Source organism: Rhizobium sp. P2_G9 (genome assembly GCF_056403475.1).
On record NZ_JBFUFK010000029.1, the window covers coordinates 21447 to 36326 of the forward strand.

Consider the following 14880-nt stretch of genomic DNA (forward strand, 5'->3'; position numbering starts at 1 on the left):
TGCCAAAGGTGAGGTTGTCGCAGGTCAGCCGACGATGCCCGCAGCGCGCGCCGTGCTGATCGCCTCCTGCCGCGTGCGGCAGCCGAGCTTGCGATAGACATTGCCGAGGTGGAATTTGACCGTCGCCTCGCTGACGCCCAGCATGCCGGCGATGGATTTGTTGGCGGCCCCTTCGGAGATCATCACCAGGATCTTGTTTTCGCGGCGCGAGAGTTCGCTTCGGATGCCGGAGGTGGGCGTCAGGTGGCCGCTGTCGCGCAGCTTGCGGATCACCTGGCGGATCGCGGGCGAGGCGCTCAAGAACTGGCTGATGCGCTTGTTGTCGATCAGTTCGCCGAGGAAGGGTTTTTCCTCCGCCAATGGTGCGATCGAGCCGAGCCGGGCGGCATCCTCGAATATGCCGAGCAGCAGGGCGCGGGCGCGGGTGAGGTCCTGCCGGCGCTTGTGGATATAGGCGAGCCAGATGCCCACCGCCATGCGTTGCCGGTCGGTGATGTTGAGATTGCCGTGCACTGCGTCCAGCAAGGTCTCGATCTGCGGCAGGTCCGGCTGCTCGTGCAGGATCTGCCGAAGCCAGCCGAGTGCTACAGCGACATCGTCGCGGTCGGCGATGCCTGAAAGCCGGGCCGGGTCGGCCAGCACCCAGTCGCGATCAATGGCGGTATCGACGCTTTTCAGCCGTGCGGCGGCCTCCGACCAGCGATTAGCGTTCTGCAATATGATCGCTTCGCGGGTGCTGACCATGGCCTGGAAGGCATGGTTGGAAATCTGATAGACGCGCCAACGGTCGAGGAAGCCGCGCGCGGCGAGCAGCGAGAAATGCGTCGCCATCGCCTCGCTGCCATAGAGCAGGGTGAATTCCATCAGGCTCGGCCAGATCTCGCCATGCGAGAAATCGTCGATCTCGGTGTTGAGGAAACGAGCCAGCGGCTCGGCACGGCCGCCTTCATATTCGATGCAGGCTTCGAGCAGCGTCTGCAGCCGCATGTCGTTGGGCGTTTCGAACGGCACGTCCATAAGGCTTTCGCGCGACAGCGCCGCATGCTTGCGCGCCGTCAGCGTATCGCCCTCGATCAGCGCGATCATCGCCTGATGCAGGCTGATATAAAAGCAGAGCATCGGCGCCTTGGCGCATTTGTAATGATACATTGCCCGCTGCGCCACCTCCTCCGCCTCGGCGAAGCGGCGCTGGCGGATATAGAATTCCAGCACCGAATTGTAGAAACTGCCGCGGAACAGGTGCGCATCGCCGGGGAATTCGGCGATCAGCGTGAACAAAGTCGCCAGCAGGTCCTCGCCGAAATGGTGATCCTCATAGATCAGCATCAGGAAGCGGAATTCGCGGAACTCGCGCGAATAGAGGGTGCGCGAGGAAAACACCGTCTCGATATCATTGGCCGTGTCGCCAAAACGATCGACAAGCAGGCGGCGGGCGCGGGAAATATCACCGCGCTTGAGCGCCTGCAGCGCCAATGACAGGACCAGCGTCTCGCTCTGATGCGCGTAGCTGGGTGGAAAGCCCGACAGCACGCGCTCGAAATCGGCAGGACCATGGAAATAGATGAAGAACAGGCCGCCGGCGCGGTTGAACTGCGCCAGCGCATTGTCGAAGAAACCGGCCGACTGGAACGTCAGGATCGCCTCGATCATCCGGTCGCGCTCGGCATAGGCTTCGGCAACCGCCTTGACGCCGGCGGGCGTGGCGAGGCGTTCGGCAATCACGATGTCAAGGCTTTCACGCAGCGCATCAGCGATCGCGGGGATGCAGAAAGAAAGTTTGCGGTCGTCACCGGCCTGCGCCAAGGGGAAAAGGCTGTCGGGATGGCGAGCCGCAAGCCGGGCACCCTCGACCATGAGCTTCAGGTCGACGAGGTCGGCGTCCGGCACCGAGGCGAGGAATTCGTGGCGCAGGAATTCTGCCATGCCGTCGATCTGGCCATGGCGGAAGGTGATCAGCGGCCAGCCGCCGGAGCGGGCGAGGATATGCGGGGCGTCTGCTGCACCGAACAGTGCAGTGGTCTCATCTTCGGAAACGAGCAGAGACTCTTTGCTGATCCGTTCGACGAGGCCATAGCTGATGGCGCGGGCGAGTCCCGGCAGCTCGGTTTCGGGGCGTTTGGCGATGACGATGCGAGCGCTATCATTGAGGAAGCGTTCGGGCAGCGGCTGGGCTGGGCGATACGGCGGTATGTCCCAGAGGGTGATTGGCTGTTCGTCACCCGGTGGAATCTCGTGCGAGGTCCAAGCCGTTGCGCCGAGGTGCGCACCAAGCTGCTGAAGCAACTGCGATTTTCCCATGCCCGCCGGCGCTTCGAGGAGTATGATGCTGTGCTTGGCCGCAAGGATGTGGTCTATCAGTGTCTCTCGGCAAAAGGATGTGTTCATAGCCCGGCCTCGGACTCAGGCAAGTAGCTTATACGAACCTGGAAACGAGCCATTAGAAGAGCCGGTATTTCGCGAGCGGCAGACCGTACTTTTCGGTGTACACATTCTCCGCATCAATCGCGTCTGAATTTTCCGCCAGCCAACAGCGGTCTCTCTCTGCCTGTTCGCCAGAGAGAGACCCGTAAATTCCGTTTCGCGCATCCGCGCCGTCGATGCGTGAAGCGTTCCGTTTCGGGCTGCGAGCATTCGAGGTCATGATAATCTCCGGATGCCATGCACTATAACGCGCACGGCTCCCGAGACAACGCTTGTTCATTCGCGCGTGCCGCCTTCAGCGAACCACCCTGAGCAGCGGACCCGGCGTGCGGAAACGGCGGACGCTGAGAAAGCCGATGATGATCGCAACGATCAGCAGGATTGCCTGGGAAATCGCGAAGGGCGGTTCGGAGCCCGTCGGTGCCAGCGTGTGCAGGAAGGGCACTTTCTGGAAGGACTGGGCGATCAGCACGAAACAGTTGAAGTACAAAAGCACCGTCGACCCGGCGACATAGACGATGCGCCAAATGCCGGTCAGCGACGTCCTGTACTTCGCGTAGAGCGTCGGGATCAGGATGAGAATACAGAGAATTCCGACGCCGATGGCCGGTGTGAAGCCATGGAACTTAAACAGGAAGCCGGTGATCAGGGTCAATGTCGTGGTGACGATATAGGTCGTGGTCCAGCCGGGATAGGTCTGGCTCTTGAGAAAGCCATAGACGACCCTGATGCCGGTGACTATGGCGACCAGGCTGAGCAGTGTGTGAAAATAGGTCAGAAAAACATCCGACATTGGCGATACCCCCTAGCCAAGATTGTCAATCGTCAAGTGGCTACGATACAGGAAATCTGTCGGAACGATAGGGGATTGTCAGTGAATCTTCTGACTCGGTGGCAACGCTTTTGGGCACGCAATCCTGCTGAAACCGGCAAAGTCTCGATGTAAAGGATATCAATTCGAACAACGCGATCGCGCAGGTTCGGACCATGTCACAATGGCGCCGATGGTCAGTCGGGAATCTGCAAAGCAAACTCAGCACCACTCATGAGGCGCCCTTTCAGTCGATTGCCATCCAGTTCGAACGCTTCGACACTTTCACCGAAAGTATGGCTCCAACGCTGCTTGCCATTCGCGTCGAGTCCGAGAAAGCCGATCTCGTCCTGCACGATAAGCCAGGGCTTGAAGCGCACAAATTCTCGAAACAGCGTCGGCATCCGGGAGATAAAACGACGGGAGTTGAACGCTAGATCATAGCAAGCGAAAAACCCGCCGGTGCCGATATAAAGAGCGCCAGCGAAAATCACGCCTTTCGGCGTCATGCCGGTCTGGTTGAAGCCAACAGCGATCACGCCGGATTTTGGCAGCACGAAACAGCCCCAACTGGCTGCGTGATCCTCTTCGATGACGTCGGCAATGTTGTGATATTCGATGTGGTCGAACATCGAATGCCGATCAACGAATTTGTAGAGATGGAATTCGGAAGAATGCGGGCCATCGGCAGTGAACCACGGTTGCTGCATACGCCTCATTGTCTTGGGCGGATGCTCAATCTGGCTCGCGGGAATGTCGAAGACATGCTGATCGTCGATTGAACACACCAGCCATGGCTGCTCAATGTCGATCCGCACGGTGTTTCGGCCATCGTCATCCACAAACCGCTCGAGAATTTGGCATCTGGTCCAGCCCGGCTGCGGGAAATCGTCCTCGTAGTCGAGGTCGTAAGGCCAGAGCAAGGCCACCTTTTCAACAAAATACCAATTGCAGCCGTATGCGTCTGTCAGTTTGAATTCAACGACGCCCGGCTGGTGTGTGCTGACGTAGCGAATGATCTCAACTCTGACATCCCATTCCTCTCTGGAAGCCGCTTGAAGCACAATCCTACTCGTCGCTCATCCTCAGCGCCGCGATAAACGCCTCCTGCGGGATATCGACCTTGCCGAACTGGCGCATGCGCTTCTTGCCTTCCTTCTGCTTGTCGAGCAGTTTGCGCTTGCGGGTGGCGTCGCCGCCGTAGCATTTTGCCGTCACGTCCTTGCGCATGGCCGAGATCGTCTCGCGGGCGATGACGTTGCCGCCGATGGCGGCCTGGATCGGGATCTTGAACATGTGGCGCGGGATCAGTTCCTTGAGCTTCTCGCACATGTCACGGCCGCGCTTTTCGGCCTGTGAGCGGTGGACAAGCATGGAGAGCGCGTCGACCGGCTCGCCGTTGACCAGGATCGACATCTTGACGAGATTGCCTTCCTGATAATCGGTGAGATGGTAGTCGAAGGAGGCGTAGCCCTTGGAGATCGATTTCAGCCGGTCGTAAAAGTCGAAGACAACTTCGTTGAGCGGCAGGTCGTAGGTGACCATGGCGCGGCTGCCGGCATAGGTGAGCTCGATCTGGACGCCGCGGCGGTCCTGGCAGAGTTTCAGCACCGAGCCGAGATAGTCGTCCGGCGTCATGATCGTGGCGCGGATCCAGGGCTCGCGGATTTCACCGATCTTGACGACGTCGGGCATGTCGGCCGGATTGTGCAGCTCGCGCTCGGAGCCGTCGGTCATGCTCAGCTGGTAGACGACCGAGGGGGCGGTGGCGATCAGGTCGAGGTCGAATTCGCGTTCCAGCCGTTCCTGGATGATTTCGAGGTGCAGCAGGCCGAGGAAGCCGCAGCGGAAACCGAAGCCGAGTGCTGCAGAACTTTCCATTTCGAAGGAGAAGCTGGCATCGTTGAGGCGCAGCTTGCCGACGGCGGCGCGCAGGTCCTCGAAATCGGCGGCGTCAACGGGGAAGAGGCCGCAGAACACCACCGGCTGGGCCGGTTTGAAACCCGGCAGCGCCTCGGCGGTCGGGCGTTTGTCGTCGGTGATCGTATCGCCGACGCGGGTATCGGCCACTTCCTTGATCGAGGCAGTGATGAAGCCGACTTCGCCGGGGCCGAGTTCATCGACATTGACCATTTTCGGGGTCATCACGCCAATGCGCTCGATGCCGTATTTCGCATCCGTGCCCATCATGCGGATGATCTGGCCCTTTTTCATCACGCCGTCGATGACGCGCACCAGCACCATGACGCCGAGATAGGCGTCGTACCAGCTGTCGACCAGCATGGCCTTGAGCGGCGCATTGGCGTCGCCGATCTTCGGCGGCGGCAGGCGGTTGACGATGGCTTCGAGCACGTCGGGAATACCCAAGCCCGTCTTGGCCGAAATCATCACCGCGTCTGAGGCGTCGAGGCCGATGACATCCTCGATCTGCTGCTTGATCCGGTCGGGTTCGGCGGCCGGCAGATCGATCTTGTTGAGGATCGGCACGATCTCGTGATTGGCGTCCAGCGCTTGGTAGACGTTGGCGAGTGTCTGCGCTTCGACGCCCTGCGAGGCGTCGACGACCAGCAGCGAGCCCTCGCAGGCTGCGAGCGAGCGGCTGACTTCATAGGCGAAGTCGACATGGCCGGGCGTGTCCATCAGGTTGAGGATATAGGTCTCGCCATTGTTGGCCTTGTAGTGCAGGCGCACCGTCTGGGCCTTGATGGTGATGCCGCGTTCTTTTTCGATATCCATGTTGTCGAGCACCTGCTCGGACATTTCGCGGTCGGCAAGGCCGCCGGTCGTCTGGATCAGGCGGTCTGCCAGCGTCGACTTGCCGTGGTCGATATGGGCCACGATCGAGAAGTTACGGATATGGTCAAGCGGCGTACGATTTTCTGTGCTCATGGCCCGCCCGCATATAGTGACCGGTTAAAAGTGTAAAGATTTTTCGGGCCGCAAAGGGCGGGAAAACCGGGATATCAGCCTGCGCGACTATCCCCGCGGATGGCGGATGTGGTCGATATCGGCCGCCGAATTGCCGAGCAGGGTCAGCGCCGCAGCCCGCGCAAGGTCTGGCTTGCCTTCGAGGATGGCGTTGAGCACGGCGCGATGTTCGATGATCGCGCGCGGCCGATGCGAGCCCTGCGCGGCGATATCGAACATCTGCTTCAGCCCGAAACTGAACAATTGGCCGATGGGCCAGAAGAATTCGTTGTGGGTCGCGAGATAGATCGACCGGTGGAACAGGAGATCGGCCTCGACCCAGGCGGCATTGTCGTCGCCAGCATCGACCATGGCCTGGAAGTCTCGCTTGAGCCGCGTGTGATCCTCGGCATCGGCATTGGCCGCCGCCATGGCCGCGGCGGAGGGTTCCGTTGCATAACGCAGCTGAAACATCTTCTTGAGATAGGTTTCGGTATCCGTCGTCTCGACGCGCCAGCGCAGCACGTCGGGGTCGAGATGGTTCCAGTGGGCCGGTTCGCGCACCCGCGTGCCGAGCCTCGGGCGGGAATCGATCATGCCCTTGGCGACGAGGCCGCGGATCGCCTCGCGCATCGCCGTGCGGCTGACGCCAAGCATCTCGCAAAGCTGCAGCTCCGGCGGCAGCGCCTGACCCGGCTTCAAGTCGCCGCGGACGATCGCCAGGCCGAGATGGTTGGCGACCTTGGCATGCAGCCTTTCGGCCGGGCCGGCAAGCGGCTCGAATTCCCCGATAGTCAATAGCCCCGCCACCATATCTGAAACACCCGTTCACAGGGCATGCCACAATTTGCCGGCCACGGCAAATTGTGTTGCTGTGGACGGTTTTGGAGCATGTCGCCTGAAAGTGGGCACCGGTTTCAGGACAAGGACATGCTCAAACAAAAGATGTGTCATCACAGAATTCATCGATCGCGGAAACGAAAGCCACGATCGAACGCTTCGAGAGGAATGTGCTGACCGGCGACCGGGATATCGACGATGGGGGCGTCTGCATCGGCCAGCGCGCCATGCGTCTCCTGCCGAGGCAACTCCATCGCGCACATTCACACGCAACCAGGCGACACAGAGCGCCAGCGCGAACAATGGCGTGGTCGCCGTGCCGGCAATGCGTCGGATCGATGCTACGGCAGGGCCTTGGCCAATTCCGCACGGATGCGATCCGGCAAGGTTTTCTGTGCGGCGGCCAATTGGTTCGCCGCCGCGAGCTTGTCGGCGATGGTCGCGGCCTCTTTCAGGCTGGCAAGCCGCTCGGCGCCGGTTTGCACCTGCTCCAGATTGAGCAAGCCGAGCGCGACATCGGTCTGGGCCTCTGCCGCATTCGGGTTCTTGCGGACGATCGTGCGGGCGATGTCGAGGGCCTGCTTGAAATTCGCCGCGGCGGCTGTCCTGTCGCCCTGGTGGTATTGCAGCGTGCCGATCTTGCCGAGGAAATAGGCCTGCCGACGCTGCAATCTGCTTGCATCGGGCGTGTTTTTCAACAGGTCCACGACAAGCGAAAGTCCCCTCTGGTAGGAATCCATCGCCGACGCCGTATCTGCCAGACTGACGCTCGCATCACCCATCCTGTCGAGCATCGCGGCCATGGTATTTTGCCAGTCGACACGGTTCGGATCGACGAGGCGGAGCCTCTTCAATATCTCGGTGCTTTCACGAAGGCCGGCCAGCGCATCCTGCATCTGGCGCTTGTCGAATTGCAGGTCTGCGATCCGGGAAATGATGAGTTGCAGGTCGTTCTGCCAGATGATGTTGGTCGCGTCGGTGCCGGTGAGCTTGCGGGCGATCGTGAGCGCCTCCTTGTAGGCGCTCATCGCGCCGTCGCGATCGTTCGCCAGATATTTCGTATCGCCGATACGGGTGAGCGTGAAGGAGATGTTCCGCTGCAAATCGAGGCGGCCGGAATCGGCTGCCGCCTGCTGGCGCGCGATCACCAGCGACTGCTCGTAGAAGGGGTCCGCTTCCTTGTATTTGGTCTGTTTTTGCAGGAGATCGGCGATCTTGTTGAGGCCGTAGGCTATGTCGCTCTGGAACACCACGTTCTGCGGATTGCTCGCCGCCATCTTGCGCGCCGTGGAGAGGGCCTTCTCATAGTTTTCGCGCGCCTTGTCTGCCTGGTCCTCGGCTTCGAAAATATCGCCGAGATTGTTGAGCACGATTGCAACGTCCCGCTGCCACACGACGTTGCCGGGATCGGAGTCCGAAAGCTTTTGAGCCATCGCCAGAACTTGGCCATAAGTGTCTTTGGCGGTTGCCCGGTCGCCACTATCCCTGGCGAAGTCGGCCTTGCGGCGTAAAGAGATCATATAGTCGCTGGCCGCAAACGTGTCGTTCGGATTGAGATCGTAGAGCTGCTTGCGGATATCGAGGGCTTCCTTGCTGAGCGCCTCAGCCTTGGTGCGATTGCCGCGCTGCAGTTCAAGATCGGCACTGCCTTCGAGGTCGACGCTGAGGTCGCGCTTGGTCCCCGTGTCGTCCGGGTAGAGTTTCAATTGGGCGCGGGACTGAGCAATACTTTGCTCAAGTGTCTCGATCGCGCCTTTGACATCCCCCATGGCCTGGCGCAGTTGCGCGAGGCGCTCCGTGGTGGTCATCGCATCCCGCTTCAGCATGCTGTCTTTGGGATTTGCGGCGAGAAGCTTCTGCCGGATCCGGATACTCTTGTTGAAGATCTGCAAGGCGTCGTCGCGTTTGCCCTGGCTGACAAGGATGTCGCCGATATTGTCGAGGCCATTGGCGATCTGTCTGTTCGCCTCATCCAGGTCCGCTCCCTTGGCAGTCTTCAGCATGCCGATATAGAGACTGGTTGCCTCCTGATAGGATTGCAGCGCCTTGAGCGTATCGCCGCCCGACCAATAGGCATCGCCGAATGCCTTGAGCATCATGGCGCGCGTCGAATTGAGCGCGGGATTGTCGCCCGCCGTGTAGCGCAGCATGTCGACCGAGCGGCTGACGCGCATCAGGATCGCGCGGCGATTTTCGATGCTCATCCCCTGGACATTCTTGAGACCGCCAGCAATGTCCGAGACGACGCCCTGCAGCGTATTCTGGGCGAGGTCGAAACTGTCCTCCGCCTTCTTCTTTTGTTCGAGCGCCAGGGCTTCTGCGTCCTTGGCCTTCTGGTAGAACCAGATCGTGCCGGCGAACAGCACGGCGAAGACGAAGGCCGCTACGCCGAGTATGATCGTGCCGCGCCGCGCCCGGAGCCGCGAGCGGCGGATGAATTCCAGGCTCTCATGACGGATTTCGTCCGGATAGCTGCGGCTCAGCCGTGTCGCCTCGGTGAGCAGAATGGGGTCGCGGATAAGCTGCGAACTTCTGCGGCCCAGGCGCTGCCAGCGGCGACGGGCCCGTTCGAGCTCGTCGGAGACGCGGTAGAACGTGGTGTTTTCCTGGATCGCCGTGGCGGCGTCGTCCCAGAGTGTCAGCAGCCGCTGATGGGCGAGCCTGTAACTACGGCTTTGCGTGGAAAAGCCGCTGGCGACCAGTATGCGCGATTCTGTCAGCGCCTCGGCAAGGCGCAGCATTTCCGGATCACCTTCCAGGTCCGAGGCCGGCACGTCGTTGAGGACCAGCGGCGCATTTTCCGTCTCTCCGGCCTGTCCGGTGGTCACCAGCCGGCGCAGAAGCTTTGGCAATTTCTGCCGCTCGGCCTCGCCGACCTTGGCCATGGCCGCGGCGGCTGCGGTTTGCACGGCGCCGGCAATGCCGTTCATGTTGCGATAGGCGGCGTGGGTCAGCGTCATGACGCCGTCGCGCGTCTCGCGCCGCTGAAACAGCGCTTCGAGCGTGAACTGCAGGAGCGGCAGCATGTCCGGGCGGTCAAAATCGGCGAGCAGGACTTCGTCGAGCATGCTGCCGCTGACCGGATCCTTCTCATAGACGATGTCCGCCGCCTGGGCAGGCTTGCGAACGATGTCTGCCAGTTCAGTCGTACCAGGCGGGCCGAGATCATAGATCGCACCGGCATTCCTGAGCGCGAAGAAGCCTGGCTCGCTGAGATAGCTTTCATAGAGGCCGGCACGCAACGACGCCGCGATCCAGATATTGTCCGTGTTGGCAAACTCGGTCAGCAGCGCAGCGAAGGCGGCGCGATCGGATTCGGAAACCTCGCTGGAGAAAATCTCGTCGAGCTGGTCGATGACGAGCAGCAACCGCACTTTCGGCGGCTTGTCGAACTTTTCCTTAGCCGACAAATCTTTCTCGACGCGCTGCAGCGCATCGATGACGACAAGTGCTGCGCTGGTATCGGCGTGGGCGAGCAGTTTGGCCAGCGAATCGACATTCGAGAATGCACCGGCGCGCAATTCCGGCAGCGCCAGAAGCTCGTCGTCCTTGGTAGCGCCCGCTTCTTCAGACGGCATCTTTCCGGGCTCGGCCCCCAGAAGCGCTGCAGCGAGCGCCCGGAGTGGTCCCTGGCCGGTAGCCAAAGGCGTCATGATTGCCGCGCGCCATTGTTCTGTATCGGCAACGTCGCTGCCGATCAGGGCAGGCACGACACCAGCGCGCAGAAGCGAGGATTTGCCGGCGCCGCTAGGGCCGGTCAACAGCAGGAAGGGCTGTTTGGTACTGTCCGGGGCCAGTGCCTCGGTGCCGATATCGGCGAGCAGTTCGACAATCCTCGCCGTATCGCGATCGCGGCCGAAGAAGACGTCGCGATGGGCGAAATCGAACACGTCGAGCGCCCGGAAGGGCGAGCCCTTGGTGTCGACGGGCCAGGTCGAGCGATGCTCGGCATAGACATTCGTTTCGATCCATTTGCGCAGCAGGTTTTCGATCTGCGCCTCGAACTGGTTGGCGGAGCGGAAGGTCTGGAAGGCGAAGCGGAAATCACCCTCGGCGGTGAAGAAGAAGCGCCGGGCAAAATCCTCCAGCCGCGTCCATTCCCGGCCGATGCGCTCCATGTCGCCCGAACCGAGACTGACCACCGGCGGTTCCTCGTCGCGGAAAACATAGATGTCGGGCTTTTCACTGCCATCCAGCACGCGATTGGCGATCGACGACAGGATTTCATAAGCGGTGCCCGACGGATAGGCTTCGCCGCGGAAGGGGTCGCTTTCGGGCATATGCGGGAAGGTCGAAGGCAGCGGCGAGCCGAGCCGATGTTTCAGGATGCCGATGACGATGTCGCAGGTCTTGGCTTCCGGAATCTGCGTCTGGAAGGTTTCGTGGGCGCTATAGAAATCGTCCTCCCATCGGATGATTTGCAGTTCCACCACTTCCGCGTAAATCCGGTTCAGGCGCCGTGCAACGCGCGAGAGCCGGTCGCGCTCGCGATTGGCGTCCGAAGGCGAGGAGATGAAGATCCGTACCGTTCTCATCGTCATGCCTCTTGTTTGGGCTGGAGGTCGGCAAGCAGGCGTATCTGCTCGCGATCCAGTTCCTTCTTCTCTTCCGAGAGTTCATCATAGTCCACGAGGTCGGTGTGCAGCCGCCTGTCGGAATCCCGTACGGCAGCGGGCAGCCAGCCGTCGAGTTCGCGGTCGGCGCGCCAGGATTTGTGGGTCATGCGCGACAGTCTTTCCAACGACCGGGGATCGTCGACGAGGCGGCGTGGCAGTCCGGCATTGCGATCCCACCAATTCGCCAGGCCGGCGGCGAGGCGCAAGGCAGGAATAAGGTCAACGGCGCGGCGATTGGCCTGCCGGTAGGTCTCGTCGAGATTGTTCCAGTCGGGAAGGTCGGTGCGTTCGGTGCCACCCTGTCGGGCGAGCGCTTCGTGGCGCCTCCGCCGGTAGGCCTCGTGCACACGCTTGGCAAGCATCTCCCGTTCGGCGAGCAGGGAGCCCGGTGAATGGCGGTCTTCCGGTATGCCGAAGGGTTCTATCACTTCCGCTTCGTCTTTGCTGCCTTTGATCATCGCCAGAAGTCCGGCGGCCGGTTTCGGCCGGATGCCGTCATAACGGATGTAGAATTCGCTGGAGCCTTCCGATCTGTCGGCCTGGATATAGATCGGCGCGGCAAACACCGGATGCCGGGCAGTCCATGGCCGGAGCGAAAGCGCCGTCCTGACATTGGCTGCCTGATCGTCGCCGGCAATGACGATGGCCGTGAAAGGACCGTCCGTTGCGAGCGCGTCGCTGAGGGCAGGATTATGGATGAGGTCGACAGAGCGCTCCTCATGGAGATGGATGCGGCCAGCCCAAGCCAGGGGTTGATGCTTGTCTGCCTCATCGCCGTCCAGCATGTGTCGAAGATTGGCGGCGCGGCTGACGATGCGTTCAGCCGTGGAACGCCGGTCCTCGCAGAGAATGTCGATGCGGACCGGATCCAATCCCTCGAAGGCGGAAGCGCGCAGCAGTTGGATGATGATCTCCGTCACGGTCTGCGAAAAGCCGGCGAACAGCAGCCGAATGCGCCTATGGCCGACGGCCATCGCCTGGTCGGCGAACGGGGTCCGCGCCAGCAATTGCCACGCCGCCAGCGCCGCGTCGTTCGGGAAGTGGATGTCGTCGCCGTTTTCCAATCAGGAGATCTCCGGATGAATTCGGCGGCGCTTCGCAGGCGCCCCGTCAAGCAATCGCTGCAGCGTGCATCTCAGTTTGAAGTACAGGGTACCCTCCCTCATCCCATGCGTGTGAAGCGGAAGTTCCGGCATCGTACCGTCAACAATTTCATGCGGATGTTGAAATGGAAAGCTTCAATTTCATTTCGGCTTTCCTCCGTACCTACCGGTGATAATTTCCGCATCTCCATTTTATCAGACGTTCGTGGAAGTGACTTTCTTCTTTTCAAGCTCGACGAAATGTCGCTTAATCTTGCCGCGACGGAGAAGGGTGGATCGATGTCAGAACGCGACGCGCATTTGTTATCCGATGGACCGAAGCGCATCCTGTCGCTCGACGGCGGTGGCGTGCGCGGGGCGATCTCGCTGCAGTTCCTGCAGCAGATGGAGGATCAGCTGGCGGAACGTGCTGGACGGCGGGTCCTGCTGCACGAGCATTTCGATCTGATCGGCGGCACGTCGACGGGGGCGATCATTGCCGGCGGGCTGGCGCTCGGTATGAGCGCGACCGAGGTCAGGGATCTCTACAATCGGCTGGCGCCAAAGGTTTTCCGCCGGTCGCRGCTGCGCATTCTTGGGCTGCAGGCAAAATTCTCGATCAAGGAATTGCAGAACGAACTGAACAATGTTTTCGGCGACATGACCTTCGACAGCAACCGGTTCAAGACCGGTTTCTGTGTCATCGCCAAGCGCATGGATACAGGCAGCCCCTGGATCATCGCCAACAATCCGAAGGCACCCTATTGGAACGACCCGCCGGAGAAGAGTTATATCGGCAACCGGAACTATCCGGTTGCCAAGGTGATCCGCGCCTCGACCGCGGCACCCCACTATTTCGATCCCGAGCCGATGGATGTGCTGAGCAACGGTGATCAGGGGCTGTTCGTCGATGGCGGCGTGTCGCCGTACAACAACCCCTCGATGCCACTCTTCCTTCAGGTGGCACTGCCGCAATATGGTCTGAACTGGGCGCTTGGTGCGGAAAACCTGACAATCGTCTCGGTCGGCACCGGCGGCTATCGGCAATTGATGACGCCGAAGGAGGCAACCGGGATGACGGCGGCGGGGCTGGCGCTCAAGGCACTGACCGGCCTGATGTTCGACACGGAATCGCAGACCATCGGCCTGATGCAGGCTTTGGGCACGACGCCGACGCCGTGGAAGATCAACAGCGAAGTGGGCGATATGCAGGGCATGCGTCTGCCCGGCGGGCCGCTCTTCCGCTATGTGCGCTATGACATCCGGCTCGAGGCGGACTGGATCGAGCAAAATCTCGGGCGCAGGGCCGATGTGGCCACGATTGCGCAATTGAGATTGATGGACGATCCCAAGAATATGCGGATTGCCCAGGAATTCGCCGCCCTGGCCGCGGCGACTCAGGTGAAGGTCGAACACTTCAGCTGAGATAGCCTGTCTCAGACGACTGTTTCACCGCCGTCGACCACCAGAATCTGTCCGGTCATATAGGACGAGCGGTCGGAAACGAGAAACAGGATCGGCTCGGCAATCTCGCTGACATCCGCCCAGCGGCCCAGCGGCACCTTTTCGGCAACATAGGCCTCGATCGCGGCACGGCCGCCCACCTGGGCGATGAAGGGGGCGTTGAACGGCGTATCCACCCAGCCGGGGCAGAGCGCATTGACGCGGATGCCGAATTTTCCGTAGTCGCCGGCCATTTGCCGGGTCATGGCGATGACGGCGTGCTTGGTCGTCGTATAGGCGATCATCTCGCGGTCGTAGAGAATGCCAGAGGACGAGGCGGTGTTGAGAATGACGCCGCGGCCTGCTTTTTTCATGATCGGCATGACTAGGCGTGCGGCCATGAAGTGGGCGCGGACATTGAGGTCCCAGGACCTGTCGAAACCTTCGACGGCGACCTGTTCGAGATCGCCGGCAACTTGCGCGCCCGCATGATTGTGAAGGATGTCGATGCGGCCATGGCGGGCGAAGATGTCGGCAATGCCGGCCTCCAGCGCCCGGTCGTCGGTGACGTCGAGCGGCAGGCTTTCGGCTTGGCCGCCTTCCGAGCGGATCATCTCCACCGTTTCGCCGGCGCCGTTGGCGTTGATATCGACGACGACGACACGGGCGCCCTCGCGCGCCATGATCCGCGCGCCGGCCTGGCCGATGCCGGAACCGGCGCCCGTGACGATTGCTACCCGGTTTTCCAGGATCATGAGTG

Annotated in this window: 10 protein-coding genes; 1 reads left to right on the forward strand and 9 read right to left on the reverse strand. The window is 61.1% G+C overall.

Annotated features, from left to right (window positions below; translation table 11 throughout):
• Positions 1-24: 24 nt before the first annotated feature.
• The 8 genes from AC1DYF_RS22905 to AC1DYF_RS22940 all read right to left on the reverse strand — a co-directional run bounded on the left by AC1DYF_RS22905 (position 25) and on the right by AC1DYF_RS22940 (position 12659).
• The gene (locus AC1DYF_RS22905; protein WP_477879076.1) at positions 25-2385 is read right to left on the reverse strand and encodes a helix-turn-helix transcriptional regulator; all 2361 of its coding nucleotides are present in this window, start codon (positions 2383-2385) and stop codon (positions 25-27) included.
• A gap of 52 nt (positions 2386-2437) precedes the next feature.
• Entirely contained in the window at positions 2438-2641 is a 204-nt protein-coding gene (locus AC1DYF_RS22910) for a type II toxin-antitoxin system CcdA family antitoxin (RefSeq protein WP_477879077.1), read from the reverse strand.
• 75 nt (positions 2642-2716) lie between these two features.
• Positions 2717-3214 carry a hypothetical protein gene (locus AC1DYF_RS22915; RefSeq protein WP_477879078.1) on the reverse strand — a complete coding sequence of 166 codons (498 nt, stop codon included), beginning with the start codon at positions 3212-3214 and terminating at the stop codon, positions 2717-2719.
• A gap of 215 nt (positions 3215-3429) precedes the next feature.
• Positions 3430-4296, reverse strand: coding sequence for a hypothetical protein (locus AC1DYF_RS22920; RefSeq protein WP_477879079.1), 867 nt, complete (start codon positions 4294-4296; stop codon positions 3430-3432).
• 4 nt (positions 4297-4300) lie between these two features.
• Positions 4301-6121 carry a translation elongation factor 4 gene (gene lepA / locus AC1DYF_RS22925; RefSeq protein WP_477879080.1) on the reverse strand — a complete coding sequence of 607 codons (1821 nt, stop codon included), beginning with the start codon at positions 6119-6121 and terminating at the stop codon, positions 4301-4303.
• 87 nt (positions 6122-6208) lie between these two features.
• Entirely contained in the window at positions 6209-6937 is a 729-nt protein-coding gene (locus tag AC1DYF_RS22930; RefSeq protein WP_477879081.1) for a FadR/GntR family transcriptional regulator, read from the reverse strand.
• A 383-nt stretch (positions 6938-7320) separates the two neighbouring features.
• A complete protein-coding gene (locus AC1DYF_RS22935) occupies positions 7321-11514 on the reverse strand; it encodes an nSTAND1 domain-containing NTPase (RefSeq protein ID WP_477879082.1) in 4194 nt (1397 codons plus the stop codon).
• Between the two features lie 2 nt (positions 11515-11516).
• The gene (locus tag AC1DYF_RS22940) at positions 11517-12659 is read right to left on the reverse strand and encodes a RyR domain-containing protein (protein ID WP_477879083.1); all 1143 of its coding nucleotides are present in this window, start codon (positions 12657-12659) and stop codon (positions 11517-11519) included.
• Between the two features lie 318 nt (positions 12660-12977).
• Between AC1DYF_RS22940 and AC1DYF_RS22945 the strand changes: the two genes are divergently transcribed.
• Complete coding sequence (locus AC1DYF_RS22945; protein WP_477879084.1) at positions 12978-14102, forward strand: patatin-like phospholipase family protein; 1125 nt, start codon at positions 12978-12980, stop codon at positions 14100-14102.
• Positions 14103-14113: 11 nt separating this feature from the next.
• Here AC1DYF_RS22945 and AC1DYF_RS22950 read toward each other — a convergent pair whose 3' ends face one another.
• Positions 14114-14875 (reverse strand): SDR family NAD(P)-dependent oxidoreductase, encoded by a 762-nt coding sequence (locus AC1DYF_RS22950; protein ID WP_477879085.1) that lies wholly within the window; start codon positions 14873-14875, stop codon positions 14114-14116.
• Between the last annotated feature and the right edge of the window lie 5 nt (positions 14876-14880).